Source organism: Pseudomonas sp. Bout1 (genome assembly GCF_034314165.1).
In the GTDB taxonomy this organism is placed as follows: Bacteria; Pseudomonadota; Gammaproteobacteria; order Pseudomonadales; family Pseudomonadaceae; genus Aquipseudomonas.
Genome location: NZ_JAVIWK010000001.1, coordinates 1,896,167 through 1,917,969 on the forward strand (window position 1 = coordinate 1,896,167; position 21,803 = coordinate 1,917,969).

Below are 21,803 nucleotides of genomic sequence, written 5' to 3' on the forward strand. Positions count from 1 at the left end.
AAGCCCGCCCATGTATACCCTGGCCCGCCAGCTGTTGTTCAAACTCTCTCCGGAAACCTCCCACGACCTGTCCCTGGATTTGATCGGTGCCGGTGGCCGCCTGGGGCTCAATGGTCTGGTGTGCAAGGCCCCGGCTAAAGTGCCGGTGTCGGTGATGGGGCTCGACTTCCCCAACCCGGTAGGCCTGGCAGCCGGCCTGGACAAGAACGGTGCGGCCATCGACGGTTTTGCGCAGTTGGGTTTTGGCTTTGTCGAAATTGGCACCGTGACCCCGCGGCCGCAGCCGGGCAACCCCAAGCCGCGCATTTTCCGCTTGCCGGAAGCCGAGGCGATCATCAATCGCATGGGCTTCAACAACCTGGGGGTGGATAACTTGCTGTCGCGGGTTCAGGCGGCCAAGTACAAAGGCATCCTGGGGATCAACATCGGCAAGAACTTCGACACGCCGGTGGAGCGTGCCGTGGATGACTACCTGATTTGCCTGGACAAGGTCTACGCCCACGCCAGCTATGTCACGGTTAACGTCAGCTCGCCGAACACCCCGGGCCTGCGCAGCCTGCAGTTTGGCGACTCACTCAAGCAGTTGCTTGAAGCCTTGCGCCAGCGCCAGGAAGACCTGGCTGTGCGTCACGGCAAGCGTGTGCCCTTGGCAATCAAGATTGCCCCGGACATGAGCGACGAAGAAACCGTGCTGGTGGCCCAGGCCCTGATGGATTCGGGCATGGATGCAGTGATTGCCACCAACACCACCTTAAGCCGTGTTGGTGTCGAAGGCCTGGCCTTTGGTGACGAGGCGGGCGGCCTGTCCGGTGCGCCAGTGCGTGACCAGAGCACCCACATCGTCAAGGTGCTGGCCGCCGAGTTGGCAGGGCGTTTACCGATCATTGCGGTGGGCGGCATCACCGAAGGCAAGCACGCAGCCGAGAAAATTGCCGCCGGCGCGAGCCTGGTGCAGTTGTATTCCGGCTTTATCTACAAGGGCCCGGCGTTGATTCGCCAGGCGGTGGATGCGATCGCGGCGTTGCCACGAGTCTGACAGCAGGCAATAAAAAGGGCTCCTTGAAGGAGCCCCTGGGCCGAAGCCCGCCGCCCGGATGGGGCGTGCGTGGTTAAGTGGTTGCGTATTCGTGCTGATGTCGGAATTAAATGCCCTTGATTAGCCGACGGCGTGAAGTTCGTTGAGTCTGTGGATTCCCGCAGTGCCAGTCATACCGTCCCAGTTGTCGCCGCGTCCTTCTCGCCAGCCGTTGATCCAGGCTTGGCGTACCGACGGTAGAGTAAATGGGCAAAGCTCACGGGATTTGCCATGAACGCCATATTGATATCCGCGTAAAAATGCTCTTTCCAACGGATCACGCTTAAGTCTTCTCATAGGGTGTTTCCCTCACTTGTTGACTGTCTTGATATCCTTCGGCCCCGTCTGGGGTCGGGCAGAGTTTTTCTGCCGTTGGTGCGCTCGCTGCCGGCGTGGCGAGCACTGTGTCGGCGTCGTTACGGCGCCAACCTGTGTTGAGTTCTAACCAATAGGTCACATGGATTCAATGATCGTTTTGTCATAAGCACGTAACGATAATGATGCTATAGCCATAAGCTGGCATGGCTTTTCGCCCCTTTTATTGGGCAAACCCAGCTATGATGTGCGCTTCAAAGAGGATGGGTTTAATCCTTTAGTGAGAATGCCCTCCCGTTGCAGTCGGTTATTATTCGACGAAGGGTCAGAATATTTCTTTTTGTTGCATCAAATACTTGAACTGCCCCGCCAATAAAGGCCTATAGGCCTGTATCCGGGGTGGAACGGCACATTCGTGCCACACGAGCGTTCTTCAAGAAAAGCGCTTGATTGAAAACCGAACGCGCGATGCGTCGCCCGTTCACTTATTGCTGAATAAGCCTGGATTACCCATGTCGGACCGTTTTGAACTCTTCCTCACTTGCCCCAAGGGCCTCGAAGGCCTGCTGATCGAGGAAGCCGTCGGGCTTGGCCTTGAGGAAGCCCGGGAGCACACCTCGGCCGTGCGCGGCATGGCCGACATGGAAACCGCCTACCGCCTGTGCCTGTGGTCGCGCTTGGCCAACCGCGTGTTGCTGGTGCTCAAGCGCTTCCCGATGAAGGATGCCGAAGACCTCTACCACGGCGTGCTCGACATCGAGTGGGAAGACCACATGCTCGCCGACGGCACCCTGGCCGTTGAATTCAGCGGCCATGGCTCGGGCATCGACAACACTCACTTCGGCGCGCTGAAGGTCAAGGATGCGATTGTCGACAAGCTGCGCACCCCGACCGGCGAACGTCCGTCCATCGACAAGATCAACCCGGACCTGCGCATTCACCTGCGCCTGGACCGTGGCGAAGCGATTCTCTCCCTCGACCTGTCCGGCCACAGCCTGCACCAGCGCGGCTACCGCCTGCAGCAGGGCGCTGCACCGTTGAAAGAGAACCTGGCGGCAGCGATCCTGATCCGTTCCGGCTGGCCGCGCATCGCTGCCGAAGGCGGCGCGCTGACCGACCCGATGTGCGGCGTGGGTACCTTCCTGGTGGAAGGCGCGATGATCGCCGCCGACATGGCCCCTAACCTCAACCGTGAGCTGTGGGGTTTCACCGCCTGGCTTGGCCACGTTCCGGCGATGTGGAAAAAGCTGCACACAGAGGCCAGCGAGCGTGCCGCCATCGGCATGGCCAAGCCACCGCTGTGGGTCCGTGGTTACGAAGCTGACCCACGCCTGATCCAGCCTGCCCGCAACAACATCGAACGCGCGGGCCTGAGCCACTGGATCAAGATTTACCAGGGCGAAGTCGGCACCTTCGAACCGCGTCCGGACCAGAACCAAAAGGGCCTGGTGATCTGCAACCCGCCGTACGGCGAGCGTCTGGGTGATGAAGCCAGCCTGTTGTACCTCTACCAGAACCTCGGCGAGCGTCTGCGCCAGGCGTGCCTGGGCTGGGAAGCGGCGGTGTTCACCGGTGCCCCGGACCTGGGCAAGCGCATGGGGATCCGCAGCCACAAACAGTATTCGTTCTGGAACGGCGCCTTGCCGTGCAAACTGCTGCTGATCAAGGTCAACCCGGACCAGTTCGTCACCGGCGAGCGTCGCACCCCGGAGCAACGCCAGGCCGAACGCGAGCAGGCGGCCTACGACCAGGCGCCGACCGAGCCGCAAGAGCGCCAGTACAACAAGAACGGTAACCCGATCAAACCCGCCCCTGCCCCGGTGGTCGAGCAGGCGCGCTTGAGCGAAGGCGGGCAGATGTTTGCCAACCGCCTGCAAAAAAACCTGAAGCTGCTGGGCAAGTGGGCCAAGCGCGAAGGCGTTGATTGCTACCGTGTGTACGATGCCGACATGCCCGAATACTCCATGGCCATCGACCTGTACCACGACTGGGTTCACGTCCAGGAATACGTGGCGCCCAAGTCCATCGACCCGGAAAAAGCCTCGGCACGCATGTTCGATGCGCTGGCGGCCATTCCCCAGGCACTGGGCATCGACAAGAACCGCGTAGTGGTCAAGCGTCGCGAGCGCCAGAGCGGCACCAAGCAGTACGAGCGCCAGAGCGCCCAGGGCAAGTTCACCGAAGTCAGCGAAGGTGGCGTCAAGTTGTTGGTCAACCTGACCGATTATCTGGACACGGGCCTGTTCCTCGACCACCGGCCGATTCGCATGCGTATCCAGAAGGAGGCGGCCGGCAAGCGCTTCCTCAACCTGTATTGCTACACCGCCACCGCCAGTGTGCACGCCGCCAAGGGTGGCGCGCGCAGCACCACCAGCGTCGACCTGTCGAAAACCTACCTGGACTGGGCGCGTCGCAACTTCTCGCTCAACGGTTTCTCCGACAAGAACCGCCTGGAGCAGGGCGACGTGATGGCGTGGCTGGAGGCCAGCCGCGATGAGTTCGACATGATCTTCATCGACCCGCCGACCTTCTCCAATTCCAAGCGCATGGAAGGCATCTTCGACGTGCAGCGTGACCACGTGCAGTTGCTGGACCTGGCCATGGCGCGCCTGGCACCGGGCGGCGTGTTGTACTTCTCGAACAACTTCCGCAAGTTCCAGCTGGAAGACAACCTCGTCGAGCGGTACGCCGTCGAGGAGATCAGTGATAAAACCATCGACCCGGATTTTGCGCGCAACGCCAAGATCCACCGAGCGTGGAAAATCACCGCTCGCTGATCGCACACCGCTAAAGCCGCAAGCCCGGATTATTCTGGCCTTGCGGCTTTTTTGCGCTGGTCAAACGCGAGCCCTGTGGCTATAACTTAACGCCTGGCCAAAGTGACGCACCCGCACGCTGGCGTTCCGAGGCTTGTCTATGCCGCTGCATGCCGTGCGCCCGAAAATCCTAGGCTTTATCAGCGAGCAGGTGTCGGCGTGGCTGGTGGCAGTGGTGGTGTTTCTGACAGGGGTCGCGTTGACGATCATCGTCGCCTGGGGCGCCTCCGGTCTCTATCAGCAGCAGATGCGCCAACGCTTTCAGTTGCTGGTCAACGAGCGTTACAGCCGCCTCCAGGAACGCTTCGAGGACCAGGAGCAACGCCTGGGCAGCCTGCGACGGTTCTTCGTCAATTCCACTACAGTCTCGCGCAAAGAGTTCGACGGTTTCGCACAGCCCTTGCTGTTGCGCGCGCGCGCCTATGCCTGGGCGCCGCGGGTTTCCCGTGACCAGCGCAGCGCGTTTGAGCAGGAGATGACGGCCGAGCGCGGTGCGAGCTTTTCCATTCGCGAATTGAACGCGGCAGGCGAGTTGGCCCCGGCCAACGCACGCGATGAGTATGTGCCGGTGCTATACAGCCAAACCCAGAGCCTGCTCGGCTCGCCGCTGGGTTTTGACCTGCTGGCCCAGCCATTGCGGCGCTCGACGGTTGAGCGCGCGCAACAGTCAGGGAAAATGGCCGTGTCCCAGCCCATGCACCTGGTGGGTGTGGAGCCGGCCTACGCCATGGGCGTGCTGTTGGTGGCGCCGGTCAGCCGGGCGCCGACCACACAAGTGCCCACCAGTGAGCCTTATGGCTACGTGATGGCGGTGATCAGCATGCGCCAACTGGTGGCCGACGGCTTGCCCAAGGCCGACCGGGACAACCTGGTGATGCAGATTGTCGACACCTCCGACACCGAAGAACGCGTGCTCTACGAATCCAGCAACGCCGTGGCAGACAGCGACCTGATGGCCGCGCGCCGGCTGACGCTTGGCGACCACATCTACGCCTTGAGCCTGCGGCCCAGCCAGGTGTTCCAGCAGGGCAGCCACTCTTCGCTGCTCAGTATCCTGGTCATGGGCAGCCTACTTAGCCTGCTGCTCAGTGCGTTGCTCTATGTGCTGGTCAGCCAGCGCCAGCGCGCATTGAAGCTGGTGGAGCAGCGCACCGCCCAGTTGCGTCAGCGTGAGCAGGAACTGCGGGGCACCCACGGCCAACTGCGCAGCGTGCTCAATGCGGCGACCCAAGTAGCGATCATCGCCACGGACCTTCGTGGTGTCATCACCACGTTCAACGCGGGCGCCGAGCAGATGCTGGGCTTTGAGGCGAATGAAGTCCTGGGCCACCTGACCCTCGAAAGCCTGCACTTGGCACCCGAGCTCGAAGCCCGCGCTGTGCAGTTGAGCGCGGCCCTGGGCAAGCGCATCCCGCCAGGCCAGGCGATGCTGGTGGACAGCGCCGATACGGTGCACGAGGCCCGTGAGTGGACGCTGGTGCGCAAGGACGGCAGCCAACTGACGGTGAACATGCTCGCCACGGTATTGCTGGATGAGCATGGCTTGTGGGTCGGGCACCTGGCGATCTGCCTGGACGTCACCGAGCAGAAGCGCGCCTATGAGGCGCTGGCCGCCCGGGATCGCCTGCTGAAGAAACTCAGCGCCCATGTGCCCGGCGGTATTTTCCAGTTCATCCTGGAGTCGAACGATGCCTCGCGTTTCCTGTATGCCAGCGATGGCATCCGCGATATCTACGAAATCGAGCCGGCGTTGTTGCAGCAGGATGCGCGAAAGGTCTTCGAGCGGATTCACCCGCTGGATGTCGAGCGGGTGCGTGAGTCCATTCGGCTGTCTACCCTGCAGTTGAGCCATTGGCGCGAAGAATACCGGGTGCAATTGCCCCGTCGCGGGCTGCGCTGGGTTCGCGGCGAGGCGACGCCGGAGGAGCTGCCCGGCGGCGGTACGATATGGCATGGCTATGTGTCGGATATATCCGACCTTAAGCGGGTAGAGGAAGAACTGCGGGCGTTGTCGATTACCGACTCGCTGACGGGTATCCATAACCGCCGCTACTTCCAGGACCGCCTGAAGGCCGAGATAATCCGAGTCAAGCGTGCCTCGGGAGCGTTATCGGTGATCATGCTCGACATCGACCACTTCAAGCGCATCAACGACCAGCACGGCCATGCGGTGGGCGATGAAGTGCTCAAGGAGTTGTGCCGGCGCATCAGCCAGCGGTTGCGCCGCACGGATGTGTTCTGTCGCCTGGGAGGCGAAGAGTTCGTGGTGCTGTGCCCCAACACCGATGGCCTCCAGGCCTACAGCGTTGCCCTGGAGTTGTGGCAAGCGTTGCGCAGTGCACCGATGGAGGGTGTCGGGAGCGTGACAGCGAGCTTCGGGGTGGCCAGTTGGCGCGTCGAGGAGGGCGTTGACGGCTTGCTGTTGCGGGCGGATTCGGGGGTGTATGCGGCGAAGCAGGCGGGCCGGGATCGGGTCGAGGCAGAGCGCACGCTTGCCTGAAGTGCACGACCATTCAGGCTATTAGAGATCAATGTGGGAGCTGGCTTGCGTGCGATAGCACCACCTCGGTATTCCTGATCGACCGAGGCGTCTGCATCGCAGGCAAGCCAGCTCCCACATTTGATATTTGCTGCTGTTAGAGGATCGGGGCCGCAGCCGCCAGCTTCGGCTGGCGATACAGGTCCAGCAGCACTTGGTCGAGCACTGAAGACGCGCCCCACGGTTTTGTATCGTTGAGAATCGCCACCACCGCCCAGGTGTTGCCGTTGTTATCGCGGCTGAACCCGGCAATCGCGCGCACGGTATTCAGGGTGCCGGTCTTGATGTGAGCTTCACCGCGCATGGCCGTGGTCTTCAGGCGTTTGCGCATGGTGCCGTCGGTACCGGCAATCGGCAGCGAGCTGATGTACTCCGCCGCGTACGGGCTTCTCCACGCCGCTTGCAGCATGGTCGCCATCTCGCGGGCGCTGACCCGTTCGGCACGGGACAGGCCGGAGCCGTTCTCCATCACCAGGTGCGGCGCCGTGATGCCCTTTTTCGCCAGCCACTGGCGCACCACACGCTGGGCGGCCTTCGCATCGTCGCCATCGGCGTCGGTGCGGTATTGCGCGCCCAGGCTCAGGAACAACTGCTGGGCCATGGTGTTGTTACTGTATTTGTTGATGTCGCGGATGATTTCCGCCAGGTCCGGCGAGAACGCCCGGGCCAATACTTTGGCGTTCTTCGGCACTGGCGCCTGGATATCACGGCCCTGGATGCTGCCGCCCAGTTCCTTCCAGATCGCCCGAACGGCGCCGGCGGTGTAGGTGGCGTGGTCCAGCAACGATAGATAAGTCTGCGAACTGCAGCCATCCGCCAACTGGCCGCTGACGGTCACGGTAACGCTGCCGTCGGCGGCAGTCATCGGGCTGTAGCGCACATCGCCGGTGCATTGCTTGGCGTTGGAGACCTTGACCTGGTTGTCGATGCGAATGCTTGCAATCGGCGGCTCGACCGACACCAGCACCTTGCCCGAATCATTGCGGGTAACGAAGCGCAGCGCCTTGAGATTGACCATCAGGGCATCGGGCTTGACCAGGAACGGTTTGTTTTCGTCGTTGCCATCGTCATTGAATTCCGGCAACTGCGGTGGGAGGAAGAAGCCGCGGTCCAGCACCAGGTCGCCAGTCACTTGCTGTACGCCATTGGCCCGCAGGTCGCGCATCAGCAGCCAGAGTTTTTCCATGTTCAGCTTGGGATCGCCGCCGCCCTTGAGGTACAGGTTACCGTTAAGGATGCCGCCGCTCAGGGTGCCGTCGGTGTAGAACTCGGTTTTCCACTGATGGTTGGGGCCGAGCATTTCCAGGGCCGCGTAGGTGGTAACCAGCTTCATGGTAGAGGCCGGGTTGACCGACACGTCGGCGTTGAACACGGTCGGCGTGCCCGGGCCGTTGAGGGGGATCATCACCAGGGACAGGGCATTGTTTTGCAGCTTGGCTTTCTGGAGGGCTTCCTGGACCTTGGGCGGCAGAGAGGTATTGATCGGGGCGGCGGTGACGGAAAAGGCCAGGGGGAGAAGAAAACTGGCGAGTAACAGTGGACGCAAAGATTTGATCATAAGAATTTAAACCCTACTGCTGAGGGGTGAAAAAGGTGAGGGGTATGTACGAAAAATCCCTCAATGGTCATGAAAGTGTCGGCATTATGCCCCAAGGCTGGCGCACTTGTGCCTGAACGATAGCTGCAATTGGCGGTTTTTTTCACGGGCACTCTGCCGCCGGTCCCAGAGAATCGGGCAAAGGCCTGCTTAAACTGCTAAAGTGCCGCCCGTTATTACTTAAGAGGATTGTTCCAATGGCGACTAACCGTTCCCGGCGTCTGCGCAAAAAACTGTGCGTTGATGAATTTCAAGAGCTGGGTTTCGAACTGAACCTGGACTTCAAAGAAGGTTTGGACGATGAAGCGGTTGACGCTTTCCTCGAAGCATTCCTGACTGAAGCAATGGACGGCAACGGCCTGGACTACGTCGGCGGTGATGACTTCGGTCTGGTTTGCAAAGCCACCCGTGGTTCGGTCAACGAAGAACAGCGTGCCGCTGTTGAAGCGTGGCTGAAGGCTCGTCCAGAGCTGACCCGCGTTGAAGTCAGCGCCCTGTTGGACGCTTGGCATCCAGAAAAGCCGATCAACCCGGCAGCCTGATGTCATGAAAAAGCGACCCGCCCGGGTCGCTTTTTCGTTACCGGGTCTTAAAGAATCAGGCCTTGCGCCAGTTCAGAATCACCAGCGTCAACACCCCCGCAACAATCCCCCAGAACGCCGACCCGATGGAAAACAACGTCAGCCCTGACGCTGTGACCATAAAAGTGATCAACGCAGCTTCCCGTTCCCTGGGCTCATTCATGGCGATGCTCAGGCCATTGATGATCGAGCCAAACAACGCCAGCGCCGCAATCGACAGCACCAGCTCCTTGGGCAGCGCCGCGAACAACGCAGCCAATGTCGCGCCGAACACCCCGGCAATCCCGTAGAAAATCCCGCACCAGAGCGCTGCGGTGTAGCGCTTGTTGCGATCCTCATGGGCATGGGGCCCGGTGCAGATCGCCGCGCTGATGGCGGCCAGGTTGATGCCATGGGAGCCAAACGGCGCCAGCACCAACGAGGCAAGGCCCGTGGTGGTGATCAAGGGCGAGGCCGGCACGTTATAACCGTCGGCCCGCAGCACCGCGATCCCCGGCATGTTTTGCGAGGTCATGGCCACCACGAACAGCGGGATGCCGATGCTGATGGTCGCGGCCAGGGAGAAGTGCGGAGTGGTCCACACCGGCGTCGCCACCTCCAGGTGGAAGCCGCTGAAATCCAGCAGCCCCATCAACCCGGACAGCGCGGTGCCGATCAGCAAGGCTGCGAGCACCGCGTAGCGCGGCGACAGGCGCTTGATGATCAGGTAAGTGAAAAACATCCCCAGCACCAGCCCGGTACGGTGCTGCGCGGCGACGAAAATCTCGCTGCCGATCTTGAACAGAATCCCCGCCAGCAAGGCGGCCGCCAGTGACGCCGGGATGCGCTTGACGAGTTTTTCGAAGCTGCCGGTCAGCCCGCAGATCGTCACCAGCACCGCGCAGGTGATGTAGGCGCCGATGGCTTCGCCGTAGCTCACGCCGCCCAGGCTGGTGATCAACAATGCCGCGCCCGGGGTAGACCAGGCGATGGTGATCGGCGTGCGATAGCGCAGGGACAGGCCAATGCTGCACACCGCCATGCCGATGGAGATCGCCCAGATCCACGAAGAAATCTGCGCCGTGGTCAGGCCGGCGGCCTGGCCTGCCTGAAACATCAGCACCAGCGAACTGGTGTAGCCGGTCATCATGGCAATGAAACCGGCGACAACGGCCGAAGGCGAAGTGTCGGCCAGTGGGCGTAATCGCGCTTGGGGGACGTCGGACATGGGGCGGTGTTCCTTATGCCTGGGGCTTTTTGTAGGAGCGAATGCAGAATCAAGCCTAAACTCAAACGTAACGATTCATTGCAATACAGCCGGCGCCGCAAACAGCCGTACAGTGTGTTGGCGCGACGGGTTGTGTACAATGTGCGCTGGTTTTACGCGATACTTGCCAGCGACCCTCTGTGCCGTATTACAGTCAACGTCAATTCGCCGCCGTTCTCCCGACCCGAGTGCCCATGAACGAACAGTTGCAGCCCCTCAAGAAACAACCGCGAGCCGGTAAGGCCGGTCGCAGTGGAACCCAGGACGATATCGTCTACGCGCATATCTTCGAGGCGATCCTCGAACAACGCTTGGCGCCCGGTACCAAATTGAGTGAAGAAGCGCTGGGCGAAATCTTCGGTGTGAGCCGCACCATCATTCGCCGCGCGCTGTCGCGCCTGGCCCATGAAGGCGTGGTATTGCTGCGGCCCAATCGCGGCGCGGTAGTGGCCAGCCCGAGTGTCGAGGAAGCCCGTCAGGTGTTCCTGGCCCGGCGCCTGGTGGAACGTGCGATCACTGAATTGGCGGTGCAGCATGCCACGGCCGAGCAACTGGCCGAGCTGCGGCAGATGGTCAATGATGAGCGCGACAGCTTTTCCCGGGGTGATCGCGGCGCGGGTATCCGGCTTTCCGGCGAGTTTCACCTGAAGCTGGCCGAGGCGGCGAAGAACGCCCCGTTGATCAGCTTCCAGCGCAGCCTGGTGTCCCAGACCTCGTTGATCATCGCCCAGTACGAAAGCGGCAACCGCTCGCACTGTTCCTACGATGAGCACACCCAGTTGATCGACGCGATCGAAGCGCGGGATGCGGATTTGGCGGTGAACCTGATGATGCACCACATGGATCACATCGACAGCAAGCTCAACCTCGACGAGGAGAGCGCGTCGGATGACCTGCACGCGGTGTTCTCGCACTTGTTGCAGACCAAAAAGCCGGGTCGCTCGTCTGTAAAATTGTAAACCCGATCAAAAATGTGGGAGCTGGCTTGCCTGCGATAGCATCACCTCGGTATCACTGATACACCGAGGTGTCTGCATCGCAGGCAAGCCAGCTCCCACATTTGGTTTGTGGTGTTTGCTCAATCAGCGTTGGTGCACCAATTGCCCCGCCGCGTACGTCTGCAACACCGCCCGGTCATCCCCCAGCGTCATCAACACAAACAACGTCTCGGCAATGTTATTGGCCTGCTTCAGGCGATAGCTGAGTAGTGGCGTGGCGTTGTAATCCAGCACCAAAAAGTCGGCGTCAGTGCCTGGTTGCAGCGTGCCGATCTTGTCTTCCAGGCGCAGTGCCCGCGCCCCCCCCAGGGTCGCCAGGTACAACGACTTGAACGGACTCAGCCGCGCGCCTTGCAACTGCATCACCTTGTACGCTTCATTCAACGTTTGCAGCAGCGAGAAGCTGGTGCCGCCACCGACGTCCGTGCCCAGGCCGACATTCAACTTGTGCTTCTCCGCCATCGGCAGGTTGAACAACCCGCTGCCCAAGAAGAAGTTCGACGTCGGGCAGAACGCGACCGCCGAACCTGCCTCTGCCAGCCGCGCGCATTCGTCGTCGCACAGGTGCACACCATGGGCGAATACCGAGCGTTCACCCAGCAGTTTGTAATGGTCGTACACGTCCAGGTAGCCCTTGCGCTCCGGGAACAGCGCTTTGACCCATTCCACTTCCTGCAGGTTTTCACTGATGTGCGTCTGCATGTACAGGTCCGGGTATTCCCCCAGCAGCTGCCCGGCGAGGGTCAGTTGTTCCGGCGTACTGGTCGGTGCGAAACGTGGCGTCACCGCGTAGTGCAACCGGCCCTTGCCATGCCAGCGCTCGATCAGCGCCTTGCTTTCCTGGTAGCCCGATTCGGCGGTGTCGGTCAAATAATCCGGCGCGTTGCGGTCCATCATCACTTTGCCGGCGATCATGCGCAGGTCGAGCTTCTCGGCTGCTTCAAAAAACGAGTTCACCGACTGCGGGTGCACGCTGCCGAATACCAGCGCGGTGGTGGTGCCGTTGCGCAGCAGTTCCTTGATGAAAATATCCGCGACTTCTTCGGCATGGGCCTTGTCCGCGAACTGGCTTTCACACGGGAAGGTGTACGTGTTGAGCCAGTCGAGCAGTTGCTCGCCATAGGCGCCGACCATGCCGGTTTGCGGCAGGTGAATGTGGGTGTCGATCAGGCCTGGGGTAATCAATGCGTCCTGGTAATGGGTGACTTCGATGTCGGCGGGCAGGCTGGCGAGCAGCTCGCTGGCATGGCCCACGGCGCTGATCTGGCCGTTGTCGATCACCAGCAGGCCGTCTTCGAAATACTCGTAGGAGGCTTCGATGCCTACCTCGGCAGGGTCGGCGATGCTGTGCAAAATGGCGGCACGGTAGGCTTTGCGAGTCAAAGGCATGGTCGTCTCAGTTCGTGGCTTGGCTGCGGCGTGAAACCGGCAGCAGTTTGGCAATGGGTTCGGCGCTCGCAGTGTGCTGGCCGAAGTTGGCGTTATAGGTGGCGATGATTTCGCCGGCAATGGAGATGGCGATTTCCACAGGCAGTTTGCCTTTGACCTCGCCCAACCCCATCGGGCAACGCATGCGTTGCAACTGCGCGGTGTCGAAACCGCGATCCCGCAGGCGGTGTTCAAACTTGACGCGCTTGGTCTTCGAGCCGATCAGGCCGAAGTAGGTGAAGTCATTGCGCTTGAGCAGGGCGGCGGTCAGCTCCAGGTCCAGCGCATGGTTGTGGGTCATGACGATGCAGTAACTGCCCACAGGCAGGTTGTCGATTTCATCCACCGGCTCTTCGCTGACGATTTTACGCACGCCTTGGGGGATGTGTTCCGGGAATTCCTGTTCCCGGGAATCGATCCAGCGTACCCGGCACGGCAGGCTGGCCAGCAGCGGCACCAGCGCACGACCCACATGGCCGGCACCAAACACCGCGATCTGCGCCTGCACCTGGCCCATCGGTTCAAACAACAGCACCGTCACGCCACCGCAGCACTGGCCCAGGCTGGCGCCGAGGCTGAAGCGCTCCAGATGGGTGTTCTGCTGGCCGCGCACGAGCATGTCCCGGGCGATTTGCATCGCCTTGTATTCCAGGTGCCCGCCACCGATGGTGTCGAACGTGTGGGCGGCGCTGATGACCATCTTCGAGCCGGCATTGCGCGGCGTGGAGCCGAGCTCTTCGATGATGGTCACCAGCACGCAGGGTTCACCCTGGTTCTGCAGGTCGGCGAGGGCGCTGATCCAGTTGTTCATGTTTACCTCAGCATCTCTGTTGTCAGTCCGACCGCCTTCGCGGGCAAGCCAGCTCCCACACTTGATCGGGTTCACACATCAAAATGTGGGAGCCGGGCTTGCCCGCGATGGCAGCGCCTCGGTCTAAAGCGAAGCCAGCTCAGTTTCAGTTTCAACAGCCGTCGCCACCTGCAACTGGCGCATCTGCTCACAGCCCCACAACACCCGCTCCGGCGTCGCCGGTGCATCAATCTTCGGCTGATGGCGATAGTCACCCAGGCTCGCCACGGCATCCTTGATCGCACACCACGAGGCGATGCCGAGCATGAATGGCGGCTCACCCACGGCCTTGGAATGGAACACCGTGTCTTCCGGGTTCTTGCGGTTTTCCACCAGCTTCACCCGCAAATCCAAAGGCATGTCGGCCACCGCCGGGATCTTGTAGCTGGCCGGGCCGTTGGTCATCAGCTTGCCTTTGGCGTTCCACACTAGCTCTTCCATGGTCAGCCAGCCCATGCCCTGGATGAAGCCGCCTTCGACCTGGCCGATGTCGATAGCCGGGTTCAGCGAGGCGCCCACGTCGTGCAGGATGTCGGTGCGCAGCATCTTGTACTCGCCGGTCAGCGTGTCGACGATCACCTCGCAACAGGCCGCGCCGAACGCGAAGTAGTAGAACGGCCGGCCCCGCGCCTGGCTGCGGTCGTAGAAGATTTTCGGGGTCTTGTAGAAGCCCGTGCTGGAGAGCGACACCTGGGCGAAATACGCCTGCTGGATCAGCGCCTCAAACGTCAGGATGTGATCGCGAACCCGCACATGCCCGTTGTGGAATTCAACGTCGGCCTCGCTGACTTCATATTTGCGCGCGGCAAATTCCACCAGGCGCTGCTTGATGGTTTCGGCGGCATTCTGTGCGGCTTTACCGTTCAGGTCGGCGCCGCTGGAAGCCGCGGTCGGCGAGGTGTTCGGCACTTTGTCGGTGTTGGTGGCGGTGATCTGTACACGGTCGATTTCCACCTGGAATATCTCGGCCACCACCTGCGCGACCTTGATGTTCAAGCCCTGACCCATCTCGGTGCCGCCGTGGTTCAAATGGATGCTGCCGTCGGTGTAGATGTGGATCAGCGCACCGGCCTGGTTGAGGAAGCTGGCGGTGAACGAAATGCCGAATTTCACCGGGGTCAGCGCCAGGCCTTTTTTCAGGATCGGGCTGTTGGCGTTGTAGCGACGGATCGCTTCGCGGCGTTCGAAATACTGGCTGCTGTGTTCGAGTTCCGCGGTCATCTCTTCGAGCATGTTGTGCTCGACGGTCTGGTAGTAGTGGGTGACGTTGCGCTCGGTCTTGCCGTAGTAGTTGGCCTTGCGCACGGCCAGCGGGTCTTGGCCTAAATGCCGGGCGATGGCATCCATCACTTCCTCGATCGCGACCATGCCTTGGGGGCCGCCGAAGCCACGGTAAGCGGTGTTGGAGGCGGTGTTGGTCTTGCAGCGGTGGCCGTTGACGGTGGCGTCGCCCAGGTAATACGAGTTGTCGGAGTGGAACATCGCACGGTCGACAATCGAGTTCGACAGGTCGGGTGAGCAGCCGCAGTTGCCTGCCAGTTCCAGATTGATACCGTGCAGGCGGCCGGTGTCGTCAAAGCCCACGTCGTACTCGATATAGAACGGGTGGCGCTTGCCGGTCATCAGCATGTCTTCGACCCGAGGCAGGCGCATTTTGGTTGGCTGGCCGGTGAGGCGCGCAACCACCGCGCACAGGCACGCCGGGCTGGCCGCCTGGGTTTCCTTGCCGCCAAAACCACCGCCCATGCGGCGCATGTCGACGACGATCTTGTTCATGGAGACGTCGAGTACTTCGGCCACCAGCTTCTGTACTTCGGTGGGGTTTTGCGTGGAGCAGTAGACGATCATGCCGCCGTCTTCGGTGGGCATTACCGAGGAGATCTGGGTTTCCAGGTAGAAGTGTTCCTGGCCGCCAATATGCAGCGTGCCCTGGATGCGGTTTTTGGCGGTCGCCAGTGCGCCCGCCGAATCACCACGTTGGTGGGTGTGGCTGTCCAGTACGAAGTGCTTTTTGCGAAACGCCTCGACCACGTCCAGCACCGGCTCCAGGTCTTCGTATTCGATCACGGCGGCCATCGCGGCTTTGCGCGCGGTTTCCAGGTCGCGGGCGGCGACCGCCAGTACCACCTGGCCGACAAACTGCACGGTGTCAATGGCCAGCAACGGGTCGCCGGGCATCAGCGGGCCGATGTCTTTCAGGCCGGGTACGTCTTCGTGGGTAATGACGATGCGCGCGCCTTCGAAGGCGTAGCAGGGCGAGGTATCAATGCTAATGATCTTCGCGTGGGCGCGGTCCGACATGCGTGCATACAGGTGCAGCTGATTAGGGAATTCCAGGCGGTCATCAATGTACTGCGCCTCACCCGAAACGTGCTTGGCGGCACTGTCGTGCTTGACGCTGCGACCGACTCCGCTGCTCAGGTCCTGGGCAAACAATTCGGCGAGTTCGGCCTGGGATTTTTCCACGGCGTGATGGTTAGACATAAGCGGTCACCCGAGTCTCGATGTGCGGCGTTTGCAGTTCGATGAAGTATTTGCGCAGCAGGTTCTGCGCGCTGAGCAGGCGGTATTCCTTGCTGGCGCGAAAGTCTGACAGCGGGGTGAAATCTTCGGCCAGCGCAGCGCAGGCTTTTTCCACGGTGGCACTATTCCAGGTGGCGCCATTGAGCACCGCTTCGCAGTTTTTCGCACGTTTGGGGATGGCGGCCATGCCGCCGAAGGCCACGCGGGCATCGGCGATTACGCCGTTGGTGATCGTCAGGTTGAAGGCTGCGCAGACGGCGGAAATGTCATCGTCCAGGCGCTTGGAAACCTTGTAGGCACGGAACAGCGGCACGCCTTTGGGTACGATGATTTTTTCGATGAATTCGCTGTCCTGTCGAGCGGTCACGCGGTAGTCGATGAAGTAGTCTTCCAGCGCCAGGGTACGGCGGGTGTTGCCCTTGCACAGCACGATCTGCGCGCCGAGGGCGATCAGCAGCGGCGGCGAGTCACCGATGGGCGAGGCGTTGCCGATATTGCCGCCCAGGGTGCCCTGGTTGCGGATCTGCAACGAGGCAAAGCGGTGGAGCAATTCGCCGAAGTCCGGGTACTCATTGTTGAGCGCGGTGTAGCAGTCGGACAGCGAAGTCGCGGCGCCGATTTCCAGGCGGTCGTCGAAGCTTTCGATGCGCTTCATCTCTTCGATGTTGCCGACGTAGATCATGACCGCCAGCGTGCGATGGAACTGGGTGACCTCCAGCGCCAGGTCGGTGCCGCCGGCCAACAGCCGGGCTTGTGGATACGCGTCGTAAAGGTCGGCCAGGTCGGCGACAGTCAAGGGCACAAGGCAGCGTTTGTCGCCACTGTTCAGTTCGCCGGTTTGAGTCGGTGCGATGGATTTCAGGCGGGCGATGGTCTCGGCCTGGCGACGGTCGAACTGGTCCTGGGGCTTGTTGCAGCAGGCCTGTTCGGCAGCCGCGAGAATCGGGCGATAGCCGGTGCAGCGGCAGAGGTTGCCGGCCAGGGCTTCGTGGGCTTTTTGGCTGTCGGGTGCCTCGCTGTTCTTTTGCAGGGCGAACAGTGACATCACAAAGCCCGGGGTGCAGAAGCCGCATTGCGAGCCGTGGCACTCGACCATGGCCTGCTGCACGCTGTGCAGTTGGCCCTGATGCTTGAGGTCTTCGACGCTGATCAGTTGTTTGCCGTGCAGGGACGAGACAAAGGTCAGGCACGAGTTGAGGCTGCGATAGCGGATCTGCTCGGCGCCCTGATTGTCGGTGTGCAACTCGCCGACTACCACGGTGCAGGCGCCACAGTCGCCGCTGGCGCAGCCTTCCTTGGTGCCGGATTTGCCCAGGTGCTCACGCAAATAGTTGAGCACGGTCAGGTTCGGGTCCAGGGCGTGCTCGCTACGGAGCTCCTGGTTTAGTAAAAACTGGATCACGGAAGGCCTCGCAGACTCATTATTGTTGTTAACCGCTTTGCGCCGAATCTAGTCATGTCTGACTTTTCGGTCAACGATTTTCTGACCTAAAGGTCAAGAAATTGCGATCTCAACATCCTTAATTATGGTCCAGTTCTCTGGAACCGCCGTTTTTGGGGGCTTCTGGACTTTAACGGCTGCTTATTTCATGCCAAATTCAACGTTGTGGGCCGTACGCCATCAATGGGCAAGTGCGCTACACTGCCGCGCTTGTGCTGATAGAAGATTTTGAAGGGAAAACATGACGTTCAAGGCGCCGGATAGTCTTGCCGAGCAAATCGCTCACCACCTCGCCGAACGTATCATTCGCGGCGACCTCAAGCCTGGGGAGCGGATCCAGGAGCAGAAGGTCACGCTGGCGCTCAATGTCAGCCGTGGTTCCGTGCGCGAAGCCTTGCTGATTCTCGAGCGCCGCCACCTGATCGCGATCCTGCCGCGCCGTGGCGCCCACGTCACCGAACTCACCGCCCACAAGGTGCAGAGCCTGTGCACGCTGATGGGCGAGCTGTACATCCTGCTGGGTAACGCTGTTGCCGCCGGCTGGCAGACCCAGGCCGACATGGCGCCGTTTGTGCAGATCCAGCAGCGCCTGATCGCCAGCTTCGAGCGCCAGGACATCCGCGCCTTCGTCGAAGAAAGCTTCAACGTGATGCGCGCCGCCTATCCGTTCGCCAACAACCCGTATCTGCAGGAAACCGTCGAGAACCTGCAGCCGGCGATGAACCGTGCCTATTACCTGGCGCTGGATCAGCGCAAGGCGTCCATGAGCGAGTACCTGGTGCTGTTCGAGCAATTGCTCGCCGCCGTGCTGGCCCGTGACCTGCCGCAGATTCGCCAGGTGCTCTCGGCCTACGGCGAGCGCAGTTGCTCGCTGGTCATCGCTGCGTTGGCGGACGCCTAAGCGTGCGGCTCAAGTGCATCAAACTGGCGGGGTTCAAATCCTTCGTCGACCCGACCACGGTGAACTTCCCCAGTAACATGGCGGCAGTGGTGGGGCCCAATGGCTGCGGCAAGTCGAACATCATCGACGCCGTACGCTGGGTGATGGGCGAGAGCTCCGCGAAAAACCTGCGTGGCGAGTCGATGACCGACGTCATCTTCAACGGCTCCACCAGCCGCAAGCCGGTGAGCCAGGCCAGCATCGAACTGGTATTTGATAACTCCGACGGCACCCTTGTCGGCGAGTACGCGGCCTATGCGGAAATTTCCATCCGCCGCAAAGTCACCCGCGACAGCCAGAACAGCTACTTCCTCAACGGTACCAAGTGCCGTCGCCGGGACATTACCGACATCTTCCTCGGCACCGGCCTGGGCCCGCGCAGTTACTCGATCATCGAGCAGGGGATGATCTCCAAGCTGATCGAAGCCAAGCCCGAAGACCTGCGTAACTTTATCGAAGAGGCGGCCGGCATCTCCAAGTACAAGGAGCGCCGCCGCGAGACCGAAAACCGTATCCGCCGTACCCATGAAAACCTCGCCCGCCTGACCGACCTGCGTGAAGAGCTGGAGCGCCAGTTGGAGCGCCTGCACCGCCAGGCCCAGGCCGCCGAGAAGTATCAGGAATACAAGGGCGAGGAGCGCCAACTCAAGGCACAACTGTCGGCCCTGCGCTGGCAGGCGTTGAATGATCAGGTAGGCCAGCGCGAAGCGATCATCGGCACCCAGGAAATCAGCTTCGAAGCCCTGGTGGCCGAGCAGCGCAATGCCGACGCCAGCATCGAGCGCCTGCGGGACGGTCACCATGATTTGTCCGAACGCTTCAATCTGGTGCAGGGGCGCTTCTATTCGGTGGGCGGCGATATCGCCCGGGTCGAGCAGAGCATCCAGCACGGCCAGCAGCGCCTGCGCCAGTTGCAGGATGATTTGAAAGAAGCCGAACGCGCGCGCCTGGAGACCGAGTCTCACCTGGGCCACGACCGCACCTTGCTGCTGACCCTGGGTGAGGAGCTGAACATGCTCACCCCCGAGCAGGAAGTTACCAGCGCCGCTGCCGAGGAAGCCGCTGCGGCCCTGGAAGAATCCGAAACCACCATGCACGGCTGGCAGGAGCAGTGGGACACCTTCAACCTGCAATCTGCCGAGCCGCGCCGCCAGGCTGAGGTGCAGCAGTCACGTATCCAGCAACTGGAAACCAGCATGGAGCGTTTGGCCGAGCGTCAGCGGCGTTTGGTGGAAGAGCGCGTGCTGCTCGCTGCCGACCCTGAAGACGCGGCGATCCTCGACCTGAGCGAGAAGCTCGCCGAAAGCGAAATGACCCTGGAAGAGCTGGAAGCCAGCGAAGAACAACAAGTGGAGCGCCTGGAGCAATTACGTCAGCAACTGCAACAGGCGACCCAGGCACAGCAAACCGCTCAAGGTGATTTGCAGCGGCTCAATGGGCGCTTGGCGTCCCTGGAAGCCTTGCAGCAGGCGGCGCTCGACCCGGACACCGGCACGGCCGAATGGCTGCGCGACCAGCACCTGGCCGAGCGTCCGCGCCTGGCCGAAGGCTTGAAGGTTGAAGCCGGTTGGGAGCTGGCGGTAGAAACCGTGCTCGGCGCCGACCTGCAAGCGGTGCTGGTGGATGATTTTGGTGGCTTTGACCTGGCAGGTTTTGCCCAGGGCGACCTGCGTTTGCTCAGTCCCGCGGCAGACGGCACACGCGTACCGGGCAGCCTGCTGGACAAGGTCGAGGCGGCGATTGATCTGTCGCCCTGGCTCGGCCAGGTCAAACCGGTGGACAGTCTTGAGCAGGCGCTGGCCCAGCGCGGCCAACTGGCGGCCGGGCAAAGCCTGATCAGCCGCGACGGTTTTTGGGTGGGCCGGCACTTTTTGCGGGTGCGCCGCGCCAGTGAAGCGCAAAGCGGCGTCTTGGCCCGTGGCCAGGAAATCGTCAACCTGAGTGCCGAGCGCGAAGAGCGCGAGGCGACGCTTGAGTCCCTGGAAAACCAGCTGCAAACCCTGCGCGCCACCCAGCGCCAACAAGAGACCGGTCGTGAACACCTGCGCCGGCTGTTGCAGGACGAAGCGCGCCAGCAAGGTGAATTGAAAGCCCAGCTCTCGGCGAGCAAGGCCAAGGTCGAGCAACTGAGCCTGCGCCGTACCCGTCTCGACGAGGAAGTGGCCGAGATGGGCGAGCAACGCGCCCTCGAACACGAACAAGTCGGCGAAGCGCGCCTGCAACTGCAGGAAGCCCTCGACAGCATGGCCCTGGACACCGAGCAGCGTGAGTTGCTGCTGGCCCAGCGCGACAGCCTGCGTGAGCGCCTCGACCGGGTTCGCCAGGAAGCCCGCCAGCACAAGGACCACGCCCATCAATTGGCCGTGCGCCTCGGCTCCCTGCGCGCCCAGCACGATTCCACGCGCCAGGCCCTTGAACGCCTGGAAATGCAGTCCGAACGCCTGACCGAAAAGCGCGAGCAACTGAGCCTCAATCTGGAGGAGGGCGAAGCCCCGCTGGAGGAGCTGCGCCTCAAACTCGAAGAGTTGCTCGACAAGCGCATGACCGTCGACGAAGAGCTCAAGACCGCGCAAATCGCCCTGGAAGACGCCGACCGTGAACTGCGTGATGCGGAAAAACGCCGGACCCAGGCCGAACAACAGTCGCAACTGATCCGTGGCCAGCTCGAACAGCAGCGCATGGAATGGCAGGCCCTGACGGTGCGCCGCAAAACCCTGCAAGACCAGTTGCTGGAAGACGGCTACGACCTGCACGGCGTGCTCAACACCCTGACCGCCCAGGCCAACGAGAAAGACGCCGAAGAAGAACTTGAGCGGATTGCCGCACGCATTCAACGCCTGGGCGCGATCAACCTCGCGGCCATTGACGAGTACCAGCAGCAGTCCGAGCGCAAACGTTACCTGGACGCGCAGAACGCCGATCTGGTGGAGGCCCTGGACACCCTGGAAAACGTGATCCGCAAGATCGACAAGGAAACCCGTAATCGCTTCAAAGATACCTTTGATCAGATTAATGGCGGTTTACAGGCGTTATTCCCGAAAGTTTTCGGTGGTGGCAGCGCTTACTTGGAACTGACGGGCGAAGATCTACTCGATACAGGGGTAACGATCATGGCGCGGCCCCCGGGCAAGAAGAACAGCACCATCCATTTGTTGTCCGGTGGCGAGAAGGCACTGACCGCATTGGCCCTGGTATTTGCGATCTTCAAGTTGAACCCGGCGCCGTTCTGCATGCTCGACGAAGTTGACGCCCCGCTGGATGACGCTAACGTTGGACGGTATGCCCGCCTGGTTAAAGAGATGTCCCAGACGGTGCAGTTCATCTATATCACCCACAACAAGATCGCCATGGAAATGGCCGATCAGTTGATGGGCGTGACGATGCACGAGCCGGGTTGTTCGCGATTGGTAGCGGTGGATGTCGAAGAGGCGATGGCGATGGTGGAATCCTGAGC

General features: G+C 61.4%; 14 protein-coding genes. 7 read left to right on the forward strand and 7 right to left on the reverse strand.

All coding sequences use genetic code 11. The features are described from left to right. Window positions 1-10 precede the first annotated feature (10 nt). Window positions 11-1,036: a quinone-dependent dihydroorotate dehydrogenase gene (locus RGV33_RS08685; protein WP_322143916.1), complete on the forward strand. Its 1,026-nt coding sequence runs from the start codon at window positions 11-13 to the stop codon at window positions 1,034-1,036. Window positions 1,037-1,156: 120 nt separating this feature from the next. Here RGV33_RS08685 and rmf read toward each other — a convergent pair whose 3' ends face one another. Beyond that, window positions 1,157-1,372: a ribosome modulation factor gene (gene rmf, locus RGV33_RS08690; RefSeq protein WP_002553055.1), complete on the reverse strand. Its 216-nt coding sequence runs from the start codon at window positions 1,370-1,372 to the stop codon at window positions 1,157-1,159. Between the two features lie 530 nt (window positions 1,373-1,902). Here rmf and rlmKL point away from each other — a divergent pair. Both rlmKL and RGV33_RS08700 read left to right on the forward strand, forming a co-directional pair. Further along, complete coding sequence (gene rlmKL / locus RGV33_RS08695) at window positions 1,903-4,167, forward strand: bifunctional 23S rRNA (guanine(2069)-N(7))-methyltransferase RlmK/23S rRNA (guanine(2445)-N(2))-methyltransferase RlmL (protein WP_322143917.1); 2,265 nt, start codon at window positions 1,903-1,905, stop codon at window positions 4,165-4,167. Window positions 4,168-4,306: 139 nt separating this feature from the next. Continuing rightward, a complete protein-coding gene (locus tag RGV33_RS08700; RefSeq protein WP_322143918.1) occupies window positions 4,307-6,706 on the forward strand; it encodes a diguanylate cyclase in 2,400 nt (799 codons plus the stop codon). Between the two features lie 136 nt (window positions 6,707-6,842). Here the strand turns inward: RGV33_RS08700 and dacB are convergent, their stop codons facing one another. Then, window positions 6,843-8,303, reverse strand: a complete 1,461-nt coding sequence (dacB, locus tag RGV33_RS08705) for a D-alanyl-D-alanine carboxypeptidase/D-alanyl-D-alanine-endopeptidase (RefSeq protein ID WP_322143919.1) — start codon at window positions 8,301-8,303, stop codon at window positions 6,843-6,845. Window positions 8,304-8,539: 236 nt separating this feature from the next. Here dacB and RGV33_RS08710 point away from each other — a divergent pair, with 236 nt between their 5' ends. Then, window positions 8,540-8,884 (forward strand): YggL family protein, encoded by a 345-nt coding sequence (locus RGV33_RS08710; RefSeq protein ID WP_322143920.1) that lies wholly within the window; start codon window positions 8,540-8,542, stop codon window positions 8,882-8,884. Between the two features lie 55 nt (window positions 8,885-8,939). Here RGV33_RS08710 and RGV33_RS08715 read toward each other — a convergent pair whose 3' ends face one another. Further along, window positions 8,940-10,130: a benzoate/H(+) symporter BenE family transporter gene (locus RGV33_RS08715; RefSeq protein WP_322143921.1), complete on the reverse strand. Its 1,191-nt coding sequence runs from the start codon at window positions 10,128-10,130 to the stop codon at window positions 8,940-8,942. A 233-nt stretch (window positions 10,131-10,363) separates the two neighbouring features. Here RGV33_RS08715 and RGV33_RS08720 point away from each other — a divergent pair, with 233 nt between their 5' ends. Further along, the gene (locus RGV33_RS08720) at window positions 10,364-11,128 is read left to right on the forward strand and encodes a GntR family transcriptional regulator (protein ID WP_003219095.1); all 765 of its coding nucleotides are present in this window, start codon (window positions 10,364-10,366) and stop codon (window positions 11,126-11,128) included. Between the two features lie 123 nt (window positions 11,129-11,251). Here the strand turns inward: RGV33_RS08720 and guaD are convergent, their stop codons facing one another. From guaD to xdhA, 4 genes are all read right to left on the reverse strand, one after another. Beyond that, window positions 11,252-12,556 (reverse strand): guanine deaminase, encoded by a 1,305-nt coding sequence (gene guaD / locus RGV33_RS08725; RefSeq protein WP_322143922.1) that lies wholly within the window; start codon window positions 12,554-12,556, stop codon window positions 11,252-11,254. 7 nt (window positions 12,557-12,563) lie between these two features. Next, complete coding sequence (gene xdhC / locus RGV33_RS08730; RefSeq protein WP_322143923.1) at window positions 12,564-13,406, reverse strand: xanthine dehydrogenase accessory protein XdhC; 843 nt, start codon at window positions 13,404-13,406, stop codon at window positions 12,564-12,566. Window positions 13,407-13,529: 123 nt separating this feature from the next. After that, complete coding sequence (gene xdhB / locus RGV33_RS08735) at window positions 13,530-15,929, reverse strand: xanthine dehydrogenase molybdopterin binding subunit (RefSeq protein ID WP_322143924.1); 2,400 nt, start codon at window positions 15,927-15,929, stop codon at window positions 13,530-13,532. Continuing rightward, window positions 15,922-17,370 carry a xanthine dehydrogenase small subunit gene (gene xdhA, locus RGV33_RS08740; protein ID WP_322143925.1) on the reverse strand — a complete coding sequence of 483 codons (1,449 nt, stop codon included), beginning with the start codon at window positions 17,368-17,370 and terminating at the stop codon, window positions 15,922-15,924. The genes xdhB and xdhA overlap by 8 nt, the downstream gene beginning before the upstream one ends. Window positions 17,371-17,650: 280 nt before the next feature. Here xdhA and RGV33_RS08745 point away from each other — a divergent pair, with 280 nt between their 5' ends. Both RGV33_RS08745 and smc read left to right on the forward strand, forming a co-directional pair. Next, a complete protein-coding gene (locus tag RGV33_RS08745; protein ID WP_010176400.1) occupies window positions 17,651-18,310 on the forward strand; it encodes a GntR family transcriptional regulator in 660 nt (219 codons plus the stop codon). 2 nt (window positions 18,311-18,312) lie between these two features. Further along, a complete protein-coding gene (gene smc, locus RGV33_RS08750) occupies window positions 18,313-21,801 on the forward strand; it encodes a chromosome segregation protein SMC (protein WP_322143926.1) in 3,489 nt (1,162 codons plus the stop codon). The last annotated feature ends 2 nt before the right edge of the window (window positions 21,802-21,803 follow it).